Source organism: Streptomyces umbrinus, from assembly GCF_030817415.1.
In the GTDB taxonomy this organism is placed as follows: Bacteria; Actinomycetota; Actinomycetes; order Streptomycetales; family Streptomycetaceae; genus Streptomyces; species Streptomyces umbrinus_A.
Window position 1 is genome coordinate 7,331,128 of sequence record NZ_JAUSZI010000002.1, and the last position, 13,214, is coordinate 7,344,341.

Annotated in this window: 12 protein-coding genes; 9 read left to right on the plus strand and 3 right to left on the minus strand. The window is 71.3% G+C overall.

The window, feature by feature from the left end; translation table 11 throughout:
• Positions 1-191 precede the first annotated feature (191 nt).
• From QF035_RS32455 to QF035_RS32470, 4 genes are read left to right on the plus strand one after another with little or no spacing between them, the layout of a single operon-like run.
• A complete protein-coding gene (locus tag QF035_RS32455) occupies positions 192-1,001 on the plus strand; it encodes an ABC transporter permease (RefSeq protein ID WP_307523963.1) in 810 nt (269 codons plus the stop codon).
• Positions 994-1,851, plus strand: coding sequence for an ABC transporter permease (locus QF035_RS32460; RefSeq protein ID WP_307523964.1), 858 nt, complete (start codon positions 994-996; stop codon positions 1,849-1,851). The genes QF035_RS32455 and QF035_RS32460 overlap by 8 nt, the downstream gene beginning before the upstream one ends.
• A gap of 6 nt (positions 1,852-1,857) precedes the next feature.
• The gene (locus QF035_RS32465; RefSeq protein ID WP_307523965.1) at positions 1,858-2,868 is read left to right on the plus strand and encodes an ABC transporter ATP-binding protein; all 1,011 of its coding nucleotides are present in this window, start codon (positions 1,858-1,860) and stop codon (positions 2,866-2,868) included.
• Between the two features lie 10 nt (positions 2,869-2,878).
• Complete coding sequence (locus tag QF035_RS32470; protein WP_307523966.1) at positions 2,879-3,778, plus strand: DUF1707 SHOCT-like domain-containing protein; 900 nt, start codon at positions 2,879-2,881, stop codon at positions 3,776-3,778.
• Between the two features lie 113 nt (positions 3,779-3,891).
• Here QF035_RS32470 and QF035_RS32475 read toward each other — a convergent pair whose 3' ends face one another.
• Positions 3,892-5,208, minus strand: coding sequence for an SGNH/GDSL hydrolase family protein (locus tag QF035_RS32475; RefSeq protein ID WP_307523967.1), 1,317 nt, complete (start codon positions 5,206-5,208; stop codon positions 3,892-3,894).
• Between the two features lie 221 nt (positions 5,209-5,429).
• Here QF035_RS32475 and QF035_RS32480 point away from each other — a divergent pair, with 221 nt between their 5' ends.
• From QF035_RS32480 to QF035_RS32490, 3 genes are all read left to right on the plus strand, one after another.
• Positions 5,430-6,791 (plus strand): DUF445 domain-containing protein, encoded by a 1,362-nt coding sequence (locus QF035_RS32480; protein ID WP_373466766.1) that lies wholly within the window; start codon positions 5,430-5,432, stop codon positions 6,789-6,791.
• 182 nt (positions 6,792-6,973) lie between these two features.
• Positions 6,974-8,479: an MFS transporter gene (locus QF035_RS32485; protein ID WP_307523969.1), complete on the plus strand. Its 1,506-nt coding sequence runs from the start codon at positions 6,974-6,976 to the stop codon at positions 8,477-8,479.
• A gap of 184 nt (positions 8,480-8,663) precedes the next feature.
• Positions 8,664-9,614 carry an alpha/beta hydrolase gene (locus QF035_RS32490; protein WP_307523970.1) on the plus strand — a complete coding sequence of 317 codons (951 nt, stop codon included), beginning with the start codon at positions 8,664-8,666 and terminating at the stop codon, positions 9,612-9,614.
• Positions 9,615-9,714: 100 nt separating this feature from the next.
• On the opposite strand, the gene QF035_RS32495 is transcribed toward QF035_RS32490, so the two are convergent.
• Positions 9,715-10,800 carry a helix-turn-helix domain-containing protein gene (locus QF035_RS32495; RefSeq protein ID WP_307523971.1) on the minus strand — a complete coding sequence of 362 codons (1,086 nt, stop codon included), beginning with the start codon at positions 10,798-10,800 and terminating at the stop codon, positions 9,715-9,717.
• A gap of 177 nt (positions 10,801-10,977) precedes the next feature.
• Between QF035_RS32495 and QF035_RS32500 the strand changes: the two genes are divergently transcribed.
• The gene (locus QF035_RS32500) at positions 10,978-11,514 is read left to right on the plus strand and encodes a hypothetical protein (protein ID WP_373466767.1); all 537 of its coding nucleotides are present in this window, start codon (positions 10,978-10,980) and stop codon (positions 11,512-11,514) included.
• Here the strand turns inward: QF035_RS32500 and QF035_RS32505 are convergent.
• Entirely contained in the window at positions 11,477-12,031 is a 555-nt protein-coding gene (locus QF035_RS32505) for a protease (RefSeq protein WP_307523972.1), read from the minus strand. The genes QF035_RS32500 and QF035_RS32505 overlap by 38 nt on opposite strands.
• Positions 12,032-12,206: 175 nt before the next feature.
• Here QF035_RS32505 and QF035_RS32510 point away from each other — a divergent pair, with 175 nt between their 5' ends.
• The gene (locus QF035_RS32510; protein WP_189843414.1) at positions 12,207-13,160 is read left to right on the plus strand and encodes a GlxA family transcriptional regulator; all 954 of its coding nucleotides are present in this window, start codon (positions 12,207-12,209) and stop codon (positions 13,158-13,160) included.
• The last annotated feature ends 54 nt before the right edge of the window (positions 13,161-13,214 follow it).

The window sequence follows — 13,214 nt, forward strand, 5'->3', positions numbered from 1 at the left end:
GGACTCCCGTTTCGCGTCATACGTCTCGTACGCCCTCGTACGCCTTGTGCGCCCCTCCTTGAAGACTGTCGCACCCGGCGATTCGTTCCCGGGACGTGGCACGCGTCCCGGGGAGAAAATGCGTGGCACGCGGTACGCCCCCGGGGCTAGGCTCCTGCGCTTTGGCTCGGACCGGTCGAAGGGGGCCCGACGTGGGGACTTGGCGGTTGTACACAGCCGTCGCGGCAGGCGCGTTCCGGCGGTACGCGACCTACCGGGTGGCCACCGCCGCGGGCGTGTTCACCAACACCGTCTTCGGGCTGATCCTGGCTTACACGTACATCGCGCTATGGGACGAAAGGCCTGGCCTCGGCGGGTACGACCAGTCCCAGGCGGTGACGTACGTGTGGCTCGGGCAGGGGCTGCTCGCGGCGGTCGCGGTGATCGGCGGCGGCTTCGAGGACGAGATGATCGAGAGAATCCGTACGGGTGACATCGCGATCGACCTGTACCGGCCCGCGGACCTCCAGATGTGGTGGCTGGCTGCCGACGCGGGGCGGGCCGCGTTCCAGTTGGCGGGGCGCGGTGTGGTGCCGATGGCGTTCGGGGGGCTCGTGTTCCATCTCGCGCTTCCGGCCGATGCCGGGACCTGGCTGGCGTTCCTCGTCGCCGTCGCCCTCGGTCTCCTGGTGAGTTTCGCGATCCGCTATCTCGTGGCGCTGCTGGCGTTCTGGTTCATGGACGGGGCGGGCGTGCAGCAGCTGGCCGTGCTCGCGGGGCTCTTCTTCTCCGGGATGACGCTGCCGCTGAACGTCTTCCCGGGCGCCCTCGGCGAGCTGGCCCGGGCGCTGCCCTGGTCGTCGCTGCTGCAGGCCCCGGCGGATGTGCTGCTCGGCGAGCGCACGGGCTTCGCGCTGTGGCGTACGTACGCCTTCCAGGCCGCCTGGGCCGTGGGGCTGCTCGCGGTGGGCCGGCTGGTCCAGTCGGCGGCGACGCGCAGGGTGGTGGTCCAGGGTGGCTGACCTTCAGGAGAGGCGAGACGTGCACCGGGGCTTCCCGCCGGCCGGCCGCTCGCGGGTGGTGGACGGGCTGCGGGCCTACCGGCTGATCGCCTGGATGTGGATCCGCTCGACGATGGCGTACCGCGCGTCCTTCGCGATGACGGTCTTCGGCAACTTCGCGGGGACCGCGCTCGACTTCGTCACGATCCTGCTGATGTTCTCGCGGGTCGACGAGCTCGGCGGCTACTCGCTGGGCGAGGTGGCGTTCCTGTACGGGCTGTCCAGTGCCGCGTTCGGTCTCACCGACCTGGCGCTCGGCTCGGTGGACCGGCTGGGGCAGCGGGTGCGCGACGGCACGCTGCTCGTGCGGCCCGCGCCGGTGCTCGCGCAGGTCGCCGCGGACCGGTTCGCGCTGCGCCGCCTGGGGCGGATCACGCAGGGGCTGCTGGTCCTCGGGTACGCGCTCTTCGTGCTCGACGTCTCCTGGACGCCGCTGAAGGTGCTGATGATGCCGGTGATGGTGGTCAGCGGGGCCGCCATCTTCGCGTCGGTGTTCGTGGCGGGCGCGGCCTTCCAGTTCGTGGCGCAGGACGCGTCCCAGGTGCAGAACTCCTTCACGTACGGCGGCACCACGCTGCTGCAGTATCCGCCGACGGTCTTCGCGAAGGACCTGGTGCGCGGGGTGACGTTCGTGCTGCCACTGGCCTTCGTCAACTGGGTGCCCGCGCTGTACGTGCTGGACCTGCCGTACCCGCTCGACCTGCCCGAGTGGGTCGCGTTCCTGCCGCCGCTGGTGGCGGTCGCCTGCTGCGCGCTCTCGGGGGTCGCCTGGCGCGCGGGTCTTCGTTCGTACCGGAGCACGGGGAGTTAGCCGCACATGGACACGCAGACGGACGCCGGCCAGGCCGACGACTTCGATCACGCCGACGACGACTTCATTCACCTCGACCGCGTGGAGAAGGTCTTCGACGTACGCAAGAAGACCGGCTTCATGCGCAGTGAGCGGCGGCAGGTGCGGGCGGTCGACTCGATCTCCTTCACCGTGGCGCGTGGTGAGATGGTCGGCTACATCGGGCCGAACGGCGCGGGCAAGTCCACCACCATCAAGATGCTCACCGGCATCCTCACCCCGAGCGGCGGACGGCTCCGGGTGGCGGGCATCGACCCCTCGCGCGAGCGCACCCGGCTCGCGCAGCGCATCGGGGTGGTGTTCGGGCAGCGTACGACCCTGTGGTGGGACCTCCCGCTGATCGACTCGTACCGGCTGATGCACCGCATGTACCGGATCCCGGACGCGCGGTACGCCGAGAACCTCGACCGGTGCGTCGAACTCCTCGAACTGGGCGAGCTGTTGGACGTTCCCGTACGCCAGCTCTCGCTCGGGCAGCGGATGCGCGGGGACATCGCGGCGGCGCTGCTGCACGATCCGGAGGTGCTGTACCTGGACGAGCCGACGATCGGGCTCGACGTGATCAGCAAGGCGAAGGTGCGGGAGTTCCTGCGGCACCTCAACGCCGAGCGCGGCACGACCGTCCTGCTCACCACCCACGACCTGACCGACATCGAGCAGCTGTGCCGGCGCGTGATGGTCATCGACCACGGACGCCTGATGTACGACGGGCCGCTGACCGGGCTGCACGAGATCGGCGAGAGCGAGCGGACGCTCGTGGTGGACCTGGAGCGTGAACTCCCGCCCATCGACGTCGAGTTGGCGCGCGTGGTGAAGGTCGAGGGGCCGCGGCAGTGGCTGGCGTTCCCGGCGGCGGAGTCGGCGGCGCCGCTCGTGGCGCGGATCGCCGCCGCGTATCCGCTGGTGGACCTGTCGGTGCGTGAGCCGGACATCGAGGCGGTCATCAGCCGCATGTACGCGGAGAAGGCAACCTCGTAGGCTTCTGTCCATGACGGACGAACTCCCCGACGGGCTTCCCGAGCTGCGAGCCTCCGACGCCGACCGCGAGCAGGTCGCCGAAGTCCTGAGGGACGCCCTCGCGGAGGGCCGCCTCGACATGGAGGAGTTCGAGGAGCGTCTGGAAGCGACGTACAAGGCGCGTACGTACAAGGAGTTGGCGCCCATCACCCGGGATCTGCCCGCGCCCGGGGTGACTCCGCCCGCTCCCACCGTGTCGATGGTCAAGGGGAGCGCTGCCGAGCCGGGGAGCTGGGCGAGCCGGATCGTCGGTGGTGAGGGCTCGTCCCAGTGGGGCGTCGCGATCATGTCGGGGTTCGAGCGCAAGGGGCGCTGGACCGTGCCGAGGAAGTTCAACTCCTTCGCGTTCTGGGGCGGCGGTGTCATCGACCTGCGCGAGGCGAACTTCGCCGACGGCGAGGTCGTGATCAACTGCGTCGCGATCATGGGAGGGATGAGCGTGATCGTGCCGCCCGGTGTCGAGGTCGTCGTCCGCGGCATCGGCGTCATGGGCGGCTTCGACCACACCGAGGAGGGCGTGCAGGGCGACCCCGGCGCCCCGCGCGTCGTCGTCACCGGGTTCGCCTTCTGGGGCGGTGTCGGTGTCGAGCGCAAGGTGACGAAGGCCGAGCGGCTCCGGCAGAAGGAGGAGCGGCGGCTGGAGAAGCTGGAGCGGAAGGCCGCGCGGCAGGAGGAGTTGGAGGAGTCCAGGCGCCGGGCCCTGGAGGGCTCCGGCTCCGGCTCCGGCGACTTGGGCCATCGGGACTCGCTGGATGATGCGCGGTCCATCCATCGGGCGGCGATGGAGCAGCACCGGGAGATGATGCGGGAGCATCGGGAGGCTCGGCGGGAGGAACGGCGTGAGCGGCGGGATCGCCGCGACCGGGACTGAGCCCCAGCCGTGGCGCTCCCGCAGGTGGTGTTGTCGCGTGCGGGTCCGTCGTGGCTTGTCGCGCCCCGCGGCGGAGCCGCAGGTGTGACCGCCCCGCGCCCCTGAAGGGGCACTCACAGCTCGGCCGGGACCGATCCCTTCAGGTCGTTCAGGTCGAAGACCTCTGCCATGCGCTTGTAGCCCTTGTCGCTGGGGTGGAGGTGGTCGCCGGAGTCGTAGTCGGAGCGGAGGCGGCGGGGGTTGTAGGGGTCGCGGAGTGCCTTGTCGAAGTCGACGTAGGCGTCGTAGACCTTGCCGGCGCGGATCTGGGCGTTGACGGCCTGGCGGGTGTCCTCCAGGTGCGGGCGGTAGCCGCGGTGGCCCTGGAAGGGCATGAGCGTGGCCCCGATGACGCGCAGGCCCCGGGCGTGGGCCAGGCGCTTCAGCTCGCGCAGCCCGGCGGTGATCTTGTTCGCGTCGGTCTGCTGGGGCGTACGGAGGATGTCGTTGACGCCGAGGGCGACCACGACCGCCCTGACGTTCGTACGGCCGAGCACGTCACGGTTGAAGCGGATCAGACCGCTCGGGTTCTCGGCGGGCCGGCCGAGGCCGCTGCCGAGGACGCGGTTTCCGCTGATGCCCTGGTTGACGACGCTGTAGCGGGGGCCGTCGGAGTTGTCGCGCAGCCGGTCCGCCAGGACGTCCGTCCAGCGGCGGTTCTCGCCCACGGACGAGGTCGAGCCGTCGGTGAGCGAGTCGCCGATGACGACGACCGTGCCGTCCGACTCGTTGCTCAGCACGTCCAGCGCGGTCACATAGCGCCAGTACGGCGTCTGCCCGGTGTACGCGGTGCCGGTCACGTCCTCCGTGAGGTCGCCCTCGGCGGTGTACGAGATCTGACGTGCCTGCGGGTGGATGGTGACCGGCCCGGACGGCGTCGGCGAGTACGTCGTCACCAGCACGTCCGTGTCGTGCGGGACGAGCAGGCGCACGGCGTCGCTGACCACCTGCTGCCCGGCCGGCACGATCACCGACGGGCTGCCGCGGAAGGTGAGGCGGCGCATGGTGCCGGCAGCGGCGGCGGGGTTGTTCGCGGCGGCCGCGACGGCGACCGAGGCGTGCGTGATGCTGAGCGGCTGCTGCCCGTAGAGGTTGGACAGGGTGATGCGGGCCGCGGTGCCGCCGACGCCGACATGCACCACGTTGCGGACCGAACGGCCCGCCATTCCGTTGGCCTCGGTGCCGGGCTCCGCCCCGGACGGGGACGCCGACCAGGCGCCGACCCAGGTGCCGACGGACGCGGGGGCCGCCGAGTTGTGTGGCGTACCGCCGCCCACGAGCGGCTTCTCCTCGCCGTCGTCGGCGGCGACCCCGACGTATATGGCGGCTGAGATGACCACGACTACGGCGACGATCGCGGCCAGCAAGGCATAACCGTGACGCTTGGTCATGCGGTGCAAGTCTCCTCGGGCAGTGGGAGCCCGAGGCTCCGATGTGATGACCCCATGATGAGGCATGGCGTGGGGGGAAGCAGACAGGGCCCCCATTGCCCCCGCCGCCCGTATCCGATTTTTCTGGCCCCGCCCGGCAAGACGCCGGGAACTCCTGTTCCGTTCCAGTAGTCGGTCAGGTTGGGACAATGTGTGCGGGGGACAGGGAACGGGTGGAGCGGATGGAAAGCGCGAAAGCGGATCAAACGGATGGAGCGGGGCCCGAAGGGCAGCATGCCCGGCCCGGCGGTGCGGCGAACCGCACGGTGCCCGGGCGCGCGATGAACTCGTTCAGCCCTGCGGACGAGGAGAAGTTCCGCGGGGTGCGCCGGATGAAACTCACGGCGACGGGCCTCCTGCTGTTCGTCGCCGTCGTCTACGTACTGGCCAAGTGGGCCGGGAACTCCGGCGCGGGCGCCTGGACGGGCTATGTCGCGGCGGCCGCCGAGGCCGGCATGGTCGGCGCGCTCGCCGACTGGTTCGCCGTCACCGCGCTGTTCCGGCACCCCCTCGGGATCCCCATCCCGCACACCGCGATCATCCCCACCAAGAAGGACCAGCTCGGCGTCTCCCTGGGCGAGTTCGTCGGGGAGAACTTCCTCTCGCGGGACGTCGTGCGGCAGCGGCTGCGCGCCGTCGGCATCGGCAGCCGCCTCGGCACCTGGCTGGCCGATCCGGAGCACGCCGACCGGGTGACCGCGGAGCTGGCCACCGCCCTGCGCGGCGCCCTCGCCGTGCTGCGCGACTCGGACGTGCAGGCCGTCGTCGGCGAGGCCATCAACCGGCGGGCCGACGCCCAGGAGATCGCCCCCGGCATAGGGAAGATGCTGGAGAAGGTCGTCGCGGACGGCGGTCACCGGCGGGTCGTCGACCTGATCTGCGTACGCGCCCACGACTGGCTCGTCTTCCACAACGACCAGGTGATGGACGCGGTACAGGGCGGCGCCCCCGGCTGGACCCCGCGGTTCGTCGACAAGCGGGTCGGCGAGCGCGTCTACAAGGAACTGCTGCGCTTCGTCACCGAGATGCGCGACATGCCCGCCCACCCGGCGCGCGGCGCCCTCGACCGGTTCCTCACCGACTTCGCCAACGACCTCCAGTCCGACACCGACACCCGCGCGCGCGTGGAGAACCTCAAGCGGGAGGTCCTCGGACGTGGCGAGGTCCAGGACCTGATCGCGTCCGCCTGGTCCTCCGTACGGCAGATGATCGTGTCCGCGGCGGAGGACGAGCGCAGTGAGCTGCGGCTGCGTGTTCGTGCCTCGCTGCTCTCGCTCGGGGCGCGGACGGCCACCGACGCGAAGCTCCAGGCCAAGGTCGACGGGTGGGTCGAGGGGGCCGCGGTGTACATCGTGACGACCTACCGGGACGAGATCACCTCGCTCATCACGGACACGGTCGCGGGCTGGGACGCCGAGCACACCTCGAAGAAGATCGAGGCGCATATCGGGCGGGACCTGCAGTTCATCCGGATCAATGGCACGGTGGTCGGCTCGCTGGCGGGCCTTCTGATTTATGGGGTGTCCCGGGCGTTGGGGGCGTAGCGCTCCGCGGGGTGCGCGGGTGTGGGTTGCGGGTGGGTGGGGGCTTGTCGCGCAGTTCCCCGCGCCCCTGAAGGGGCGTAGCCCGGGGCTGCGTGGCAGGTGGCGGGTGAGAGGGGCGCGGATCTGGGGACTCGGGGATGTGCCCCGGAGCCGCACGTGCCCGGGGGTGGAGGAGGCGCGCCATGGCCGTTACCGACGCCGATACCGGCACCGTCACCACCGCCGTTCCCGCCCGGCTGGACCGGCTGCCGTGGTCGCGCTGGCACTGGACCATCGTCATCGGGCTCGGCACGGTGTGGATCCTTGACGGTCTTGAGGTCACCGTCGTCGGCAACATCGCCGGCCGGCTCTCCGAGTCCGGCAGCGGGCTGCCCATCTCGGCCGCCCAGGTCACCGGTATCGCGGCCGCGCTCTATGTGGCCGGGGCCTGCGCGGGAGCGCTGTTCTTCGGCCGTCTCACGGACGTCTTCGGCCGTAAAAAGCTGTTCATGATCACCCTCGCCGTCTATCTCGCGGCCACGGCCATGACGGCGTTCTCCTTCTCCACCTGGTGGTTCTTCCTCTTCCGCTTCCTCACCGGCTTCGGCATCGGCGGCGAGTACGCGGCCATCAACTCGGCGATCGACGAACTGATCCCCTCCCACTACCGCGGCCGCGTCGACCTGATCATCAACGGCAGCTTCTGGCTCGGCGCGATCGGTGGCTCGCTCCTGTCGATCGTCGCGCTGAACACGGACCTGTTCGCGATCAACGTCGGCTGGCGGCTCACCTTCCTCCTCGGCGTCGTCCTCGGCCTGGTGATCCTGCTCGTACGCCGCAACGTCCCCGAGAGTCCCAGGTGGCTGTTCATCCACGGCAGGGGGGAGGAGGCCGAACGCCTCGTCTCCTCCGTCGAGCGGCAGATCGAGGAGGAGACCGGACGCGAACTCCCGCCGCCCGCGGGCGAGATCACCATCCACCAGCGCAAGAGTATCGGGTTCCTCACCATCGGGCGCACGGTCTTCTCGACGTACCGCAAACGCGCCGTGCTCGGCCTCTCCCTCTTCATCGGGCAGGCGTTCCTCTACAACGCGATCACCTTCGGCTTCGGCGCGATCCTCACCACGTTCTTCGACGTGCCGACCTCCTCGACCGGCTACTACTTCGCCGTCATCGCGGCCGGCAACTTCCTCGGCCCGCTGCTGCTCGGCAAGCTCTTCGACACCGTGGGCCGCCGGATCATGATCTCGTCCACCTACCTGCTCTCCGGCATCCTGCTCTTCGCCACCGCCTGGCTCTTCGACCGGGGCTCGCTGAGCGCGACGACGATGACCGCCTGCTGGTGCGTGGTCCTGTTCTTCGCCTCCGCGGGCGCCAGCAGCGCGTACCTCACGGTCTCCGAGATCTTCCCGATGGAGACCCGCGCGATGGCCATCGCCTTCTTCTACGCCATCGGCACCGCGGCCGGCGGCATCAGCGGACCGCTGCTCTTCGCCGACCTGACCAGCACGGGCGTGGTCGGCGACACGGTGCTCGCCTTCCAGATCGGCGCCGGGCTGATGTGTGCGGCGGGGCTGGTCGCGGCGGCACTCGCGGTACGGGCGGAACGGCGGTCGCTGGAGGACATCGCCAGGCCGCTGTCGGCGGCGGCTTCACCGTCCTCGGGGCCGAAGCCCGCCGGGCCGGCGCCTTCCGGGGCGACGGCCTAGGCCGCCCCTCCCGGGTCCCCGGGCCTCCGGCCCGCACGGCTGTCGGGCCGCCCTCCCGGATTCCCCGACGCCCGTCGGGTGACCTGCGAGGATGCGCCGTGTCACCGTTTCCGGAACGACGCAGCGACGTGACGACGCAGAGCCGCGACGACGACGGGAACGCGCGTCGAATTCGGAGGACGAGATGACGACCTACCCCCTGGACCCGGAGCTTGCCGCAGTCGTGCCCATGCTGCCCCGGGCCGACACCTCGGACCTCGAAGGCGCCCGGGCCGAGATGCTCGTCGGAATCAATGCGGCCCTGGAGGAAGTGGACGCCACGGGCGTGGACGTCTTCGACGTGGTCGCGCCCGGGCCGGAGGGCGCCCCAGACGTCCTCCTGCGCGGCTACCGCCCGCAAGGAGTCGAGGGCCCGCTCCCGGTGATCTACGACATCCACGGCGGCGGATTCATGCTGGGCAGCGTCGAATTCGACCACGGCGTCAACGTGGCGCTCGCGCGGGAACTGGGCGCCGCCGTCTTCTCCGTGGAGTACCGGCTCGCCCCCGAGAACCCGTACCCGGCCGGCCTCGAAGACGCGTACGCCGGACTCGTCCACCTCACCAAGAACGCCGCCGAGTTCGGCATGGACCCCGCCAGGATCGCTCTCTTCGGCATCAGCGCCGGCGGCGGCATCGCGGCCGGTCTGGCGCTGCTCGCCCGTGACCGGGGCGGCCCCGCGATCGTCTTCCAGTACCTCGGCATCCCCGAACTCGACGACCGCCTCGACACGCCCAGCATGCGGGACTTCACCGACACGCCCCTGTGGAACCGGCCCAACGCGATCATCAGCTGGGACGCCTACCTCGGCAGCGGGGTGCCGGGCGGCCCCGATGTCCCGGTCTACGCGGCTCCCGCTCGGGCCACCACCGAGCAGCTCGCCGGGTTGCCGCCCGCCTACATCTCGGTGATGGAGTTCGATCCGCTGCGCGACGAGGGCATCGACTATGCCCGTGCGTTGCTCGCGGCCGGGGTGAGTGTGGAGTTGCATCTGTTCCCGGGGACGTTCCATGGCTCGGCGATGGTCGCCCATGCGGAGGTCTCCCAGAGGGATGCGGCGGAGGCGGTTGCTGTGCTTCGGAGGGCGTTGCGGTAGCCCTTTCGAAGCGCCGGGGGACCTGTTGGTTGTCGGGTGCGGGTGCGTTGTGGCTGGTCGCGCCACGCGGCGGAGCCGCATATGTCACAGCCCCGCGCCCCTAAAGGGGCGCCAATCGCAGCGCGTACAGCGCCAGTTGGGCTCTGAAGCGGTCCTGTGGGTTGCTCAGGTGGTAGCCCAGGGCGGTTTCAACTCCCGAGAGGCGGGCGGCGACCGAGCTGTGGTGGAGGTGGAGGTCGGTGGCGGCGTGGCGGAGGGAGCCGGTGCGGAGGAAGGCGGTCAGGGCGGCCAGCGCCGCCGGGCCGCCCTTGCCCTCGGCGAGTCCGGCCAGGGCACGCACGTCGGGCTGGGCCCGCAGCCGGTCCACGGGGATGTCGGCGAGCAGCGCCACCGGCCCGAGGGTGTCGTGGTCCACGACGGCCTCGTCGGGCAGCCCCGCCACATCGACGGCGAACCGCAGCGCGAGCCGGGCCTGCGCCCAGGAGACCCCGGCGTCCAGGGCGGGAGCACTCCCGCCGATCCCGATCCGTACCCCCTCGGCACCGTGCTCACGAAGCAGCGCCCGCAACGCGTCGGCGGCCGACTCGGCACCCGGCGCCAGCGCCACGGCGAGCGGGCCGACCGCCGCGACCCGCACACCGGGCCGCAGTTCGTGCCGCCCCAGCACGGCCACCGAGGAGGCCCCGGCGACGGCGACCACCCGCAGCAGCTGCTCGGGCACCAGACCCAGCAGGCGCAGCGCCCGTGCCCGGTCCTCGACGGCCTCGCGCTCCGACAGCACCCGCTCGACCAGCGCCGGGTCCGCCACCTGATGGGGCGCGCTGTCCTGCTCACGGCCGCCGTGCACGACGCCCGCGGCGATGGCCATCCACTCCAGCACCAGCTCGTCGAAGGGCCCGGGCGCCCCCGCCCGCTCCAGCCACACCCGGCCGCCCGGCGCGAACTCGGCGCTCCCGGAGACCGTGCCGACAGGCCCCGCCGGTACGGTCCCGGCCGGCCCGAACCGCACCACACGCCCGCCCACCTCAAGGCCCGCCGGACACTCGGCCAGCCCCGCCGTGGACCGCACGAGCGACTCGGTGTCGAGCCGCCCGGCCCCGAGCAGCGCCTCGAAGTGCGCGATGACCCGCAGCGCCGCCGCGGCATCCGCGTCGAGGGCCGACAGCCGTAGCAGCAGTCCCTTCATGACCTGGGAGTCTAGGCCGTGGGTGGCGCATACGGGTCGGTCGTACGGGCCGGTCGTGCGCCCCCGTTGTACGGCTGTACGGCTGTACGGCTGTGCGGTCGGTCCGGAGGAAGGTCCCGGCGATCTGAGTACGCGTACTCTGTCGGCCCTGTGTGCGTCTGAGGAACGCTCGTTCCCATGACCCCTATGACCGAGAAGCTGCTGGGCCTGCTGTCGAAGCGCCCCTGGACGGAACGCTGGCTGACCCGCCTGCTGGGTGCCGCCCTGTCCTCGGCGGCGTACCTTCTCTGCCTGCCCTGGGATCTGCGCAACCGCCCCGAGTCACCCGGTTCGACGACCGAGACGACCCCGGTGTCCGTCCTCGGCGTCGCGGCCCTGGCCGTGACCCTGCTCCTCCTGGCCTTGTACTTCGGCCACCGCGACGCCCTCGCCTGGCCACTGCTGCTGGTGGCGGCGCCCCCGGCGACACTCATGTACCTCTCGTTCCGCACGAACCCCGAGCCACCGGACGCGTCCCTGTGGCCGCTGACCTGGGCGTTCTCCACGCTCGTGATGGCGGCGGGGGTACTCGTCGCCACGTCCGTCGCCCGGCAGTTCAGGGAGGACACGGGAGACTCGACGGACGGGCTGGTGTTCGCCCACTCCTCCTCGGGAGCGGGCGGCGGTTCCTCGGCCGTCAGGCGCCCGTCGTTGAACCCGGGCGGACGATCATGAGGATCGTGACCGTGGCCCAGAGCAGATTGAAGATGCCGGTGAACATGGCGAGCCGGACGGTGGCACGGGGGTTCGCGGTGACGCCGGTGGATGTGGCGGTGCCGGAGGCGGCACCAGCGCCGGCACCAGCGCCGGCCGTGTCTGCGGTGCCGGTGGTCGCGTCCGCCCCGGCCGCCGCCTCCACCGCTTCGAGGAGCTCCTCCTGACGCGGCAGCACCAGCGCCAGCAGGACCGCCGCCGCGATCCCGGTCAGGGCCATCGAGGCGATCAGCCAGGCGTCACTGAGCACGCCCATGCTCATGGCCGTGGCGAACCCGAGTACGGGAACGGCGATGCCGAGGCCCGCGTACACCCGGCAGATCCGGTGCAGCAGCCGTAGCGTCTCCGCCGCCCGCTGGTCCCCCGGATCGGCGAGAGCGCGGCGCGCGCCGGGCGGGAACATGCTGGCCGCCACGGTGACGGGCCCGACGGCGACGATCGCGGCCAGGACATGGAGAACGAGGAAGAACTTGGTCACGAGGGGACGGTAGGCGGCGTACCGGATCTTGTGGAAGTGGCGCTATTGCCAGGGTTCAACGGATTCTCGCCAGGGCCCGTTCGGGCAGTCGGCAGACCGACAGTGGGTCAGCAGCAGGCCGATACCAGGACGACCCCCTGTTGGCCAGAACCCGCGCCACCCCTACTCTTTCGCCATGCACACAGTGGCCGTACTGGTACTGGACCAGGTCATCCCGTTCGACCTCTCCGCGCCGATCGACACGTTCAACTGGGCCCGGCTGCCGGACGGCCGCGCGCCCTACCGGGTCAAGGTCTGCTCGGTGGCGGAGGAGGTCAGCGCGGGCCCGTTCTCCGTACGGGCGCCGTACGGTCTCGAGGCGCTGGCCGAGGCCGACACGATCGTCGTGCCGGGCACCGCCGACCCGACCGTGCCGCTGCCGCCGGGCGTCGCGGAGGCCCTGTGCGCGGCGGCCGCGAACGGGACGCGTATCGCGTCGATCTGCGTCGGCGCGTTCATCTTCGCCGCCACCGGTCTGCTGGACGGACAGCGGGCGACGACCCACTGGATCGCGGCCGCGGACCTGGCGGCCATGTACCCGAAGGTGACGGTCGACCCGAACGTCCTCTACGTCGACAACGGCCAGTTCCTCACCTCGGCCGGCGCCGCCGCGGCGATGGACATGTGCCTGCACATGATCCGCCTGGACTACGGCTCGGCCGTCGCCGCGCACGCGGCCCGGATGTCCGTCATGCCGCTCGAACGGGAGGGCGGGCAGGCCCAGTTCATCGTCCACGCCCAGCCCCCGGCACCGGCAGGCACGACGATGGAACCCCTGCTGAGCTGGCTGGAGGAGCACTCCGACCGCGACCTGACCCTGGACGACATCGCGGCCCGGGCGGGCACGAGCGCCCGTACGCTCAACCGCCGGTTCCGCGAACAGACCGGCACCACGCCCCTGCAGTGGCTGCACCTGGCGCGGGTGCGCCGCGCCCAGCACCTCCTGGAGACCACGACCCACCCGGTCGAACGGATCGCGGTCCAGACGGGGTTCGGCTCACCGACGGCCTTCCGCGACCGCTTCAAGCGCGTGGTGGGAACGAGCCCGCAGGCCTACCGGAGGGCGTTCCGGGGAGCGCCGGTGGGATAGAGGGCCCGGCCCTCCCCGGAGTCGGCCCGAAAACCGGGGACGGCCCCGAAAGGA

What these genes read in the sequence shown, in the direction of transcription:
- QF035_RS32465 (WP_307523965.1), top strand. Translation starts at nt 1,858, where the DNA reads ATGGACACGCAGACGGACGCCGGCCAGGCCGACGACTTCGATCACGCC.
- QF035_RS32470 (WP_307523966.1), top strand. Translation starts at nt 2,879, where the DNA reads ATGACGGACGAACTCCCCGACGGGCTTCCCGAGCTGCGAGCCTCCGAC.
- QF035_RS32475 (WP_307523967.1), bottom strand. Translation starts at nt 5,208, where the DNA reads ATGACCAAGCGTCACGGTTATGCCTTGCTGGCCGCGATCGTCGCCGTA.
- QF035_RS32480 (WP_373466766.1), top strand. Translation starts at nt 5,430, where the DNA reads ATGGAAAGCGCGAAAGCGGATCAAACGGATGGAGCGGGGCCCGAAGGG.
- QF035_RS32485 (WP_307523969.1), top strand. Translation starts at nt 6,974, where the DNA reads ATGGCCGTTACCGACGCCGATACCGGCACCGTCACCACCGCCGTTCCC.
- QF035_RS32490 (WP_307523970.1), top strand. Translation starts at nt 8,664, where the DNA reads ATGACGACCTACCCCCTGGACCCGGAGCTTGCCGCAGTCGTGCCCATG.
- QF035_RS32495 (WP_307523971.1), bottom strand. Translation starts at nt 10,800, where the DNA reads ATGAAGGGACTGCTGCTACGGCTGTCGGCCCTCGACGCGGATGCCGCG.
- QF035_RS32500 (WP_373466767.1), top strand. Translation starts at nt 10,978, where the DNA reads ATGACCCCTATGACCGAGAAGCTGCTGGGCCTGCTGTCGAAGCGCCCC.
- QF035_RS32510 (WP_189843414.1), top strand. Translation starts at nt 12,207, where the DNA reads ATGCACACAGTGGCCGTACTGGTACTGGACCAGGTCATCCCGTTCGAC.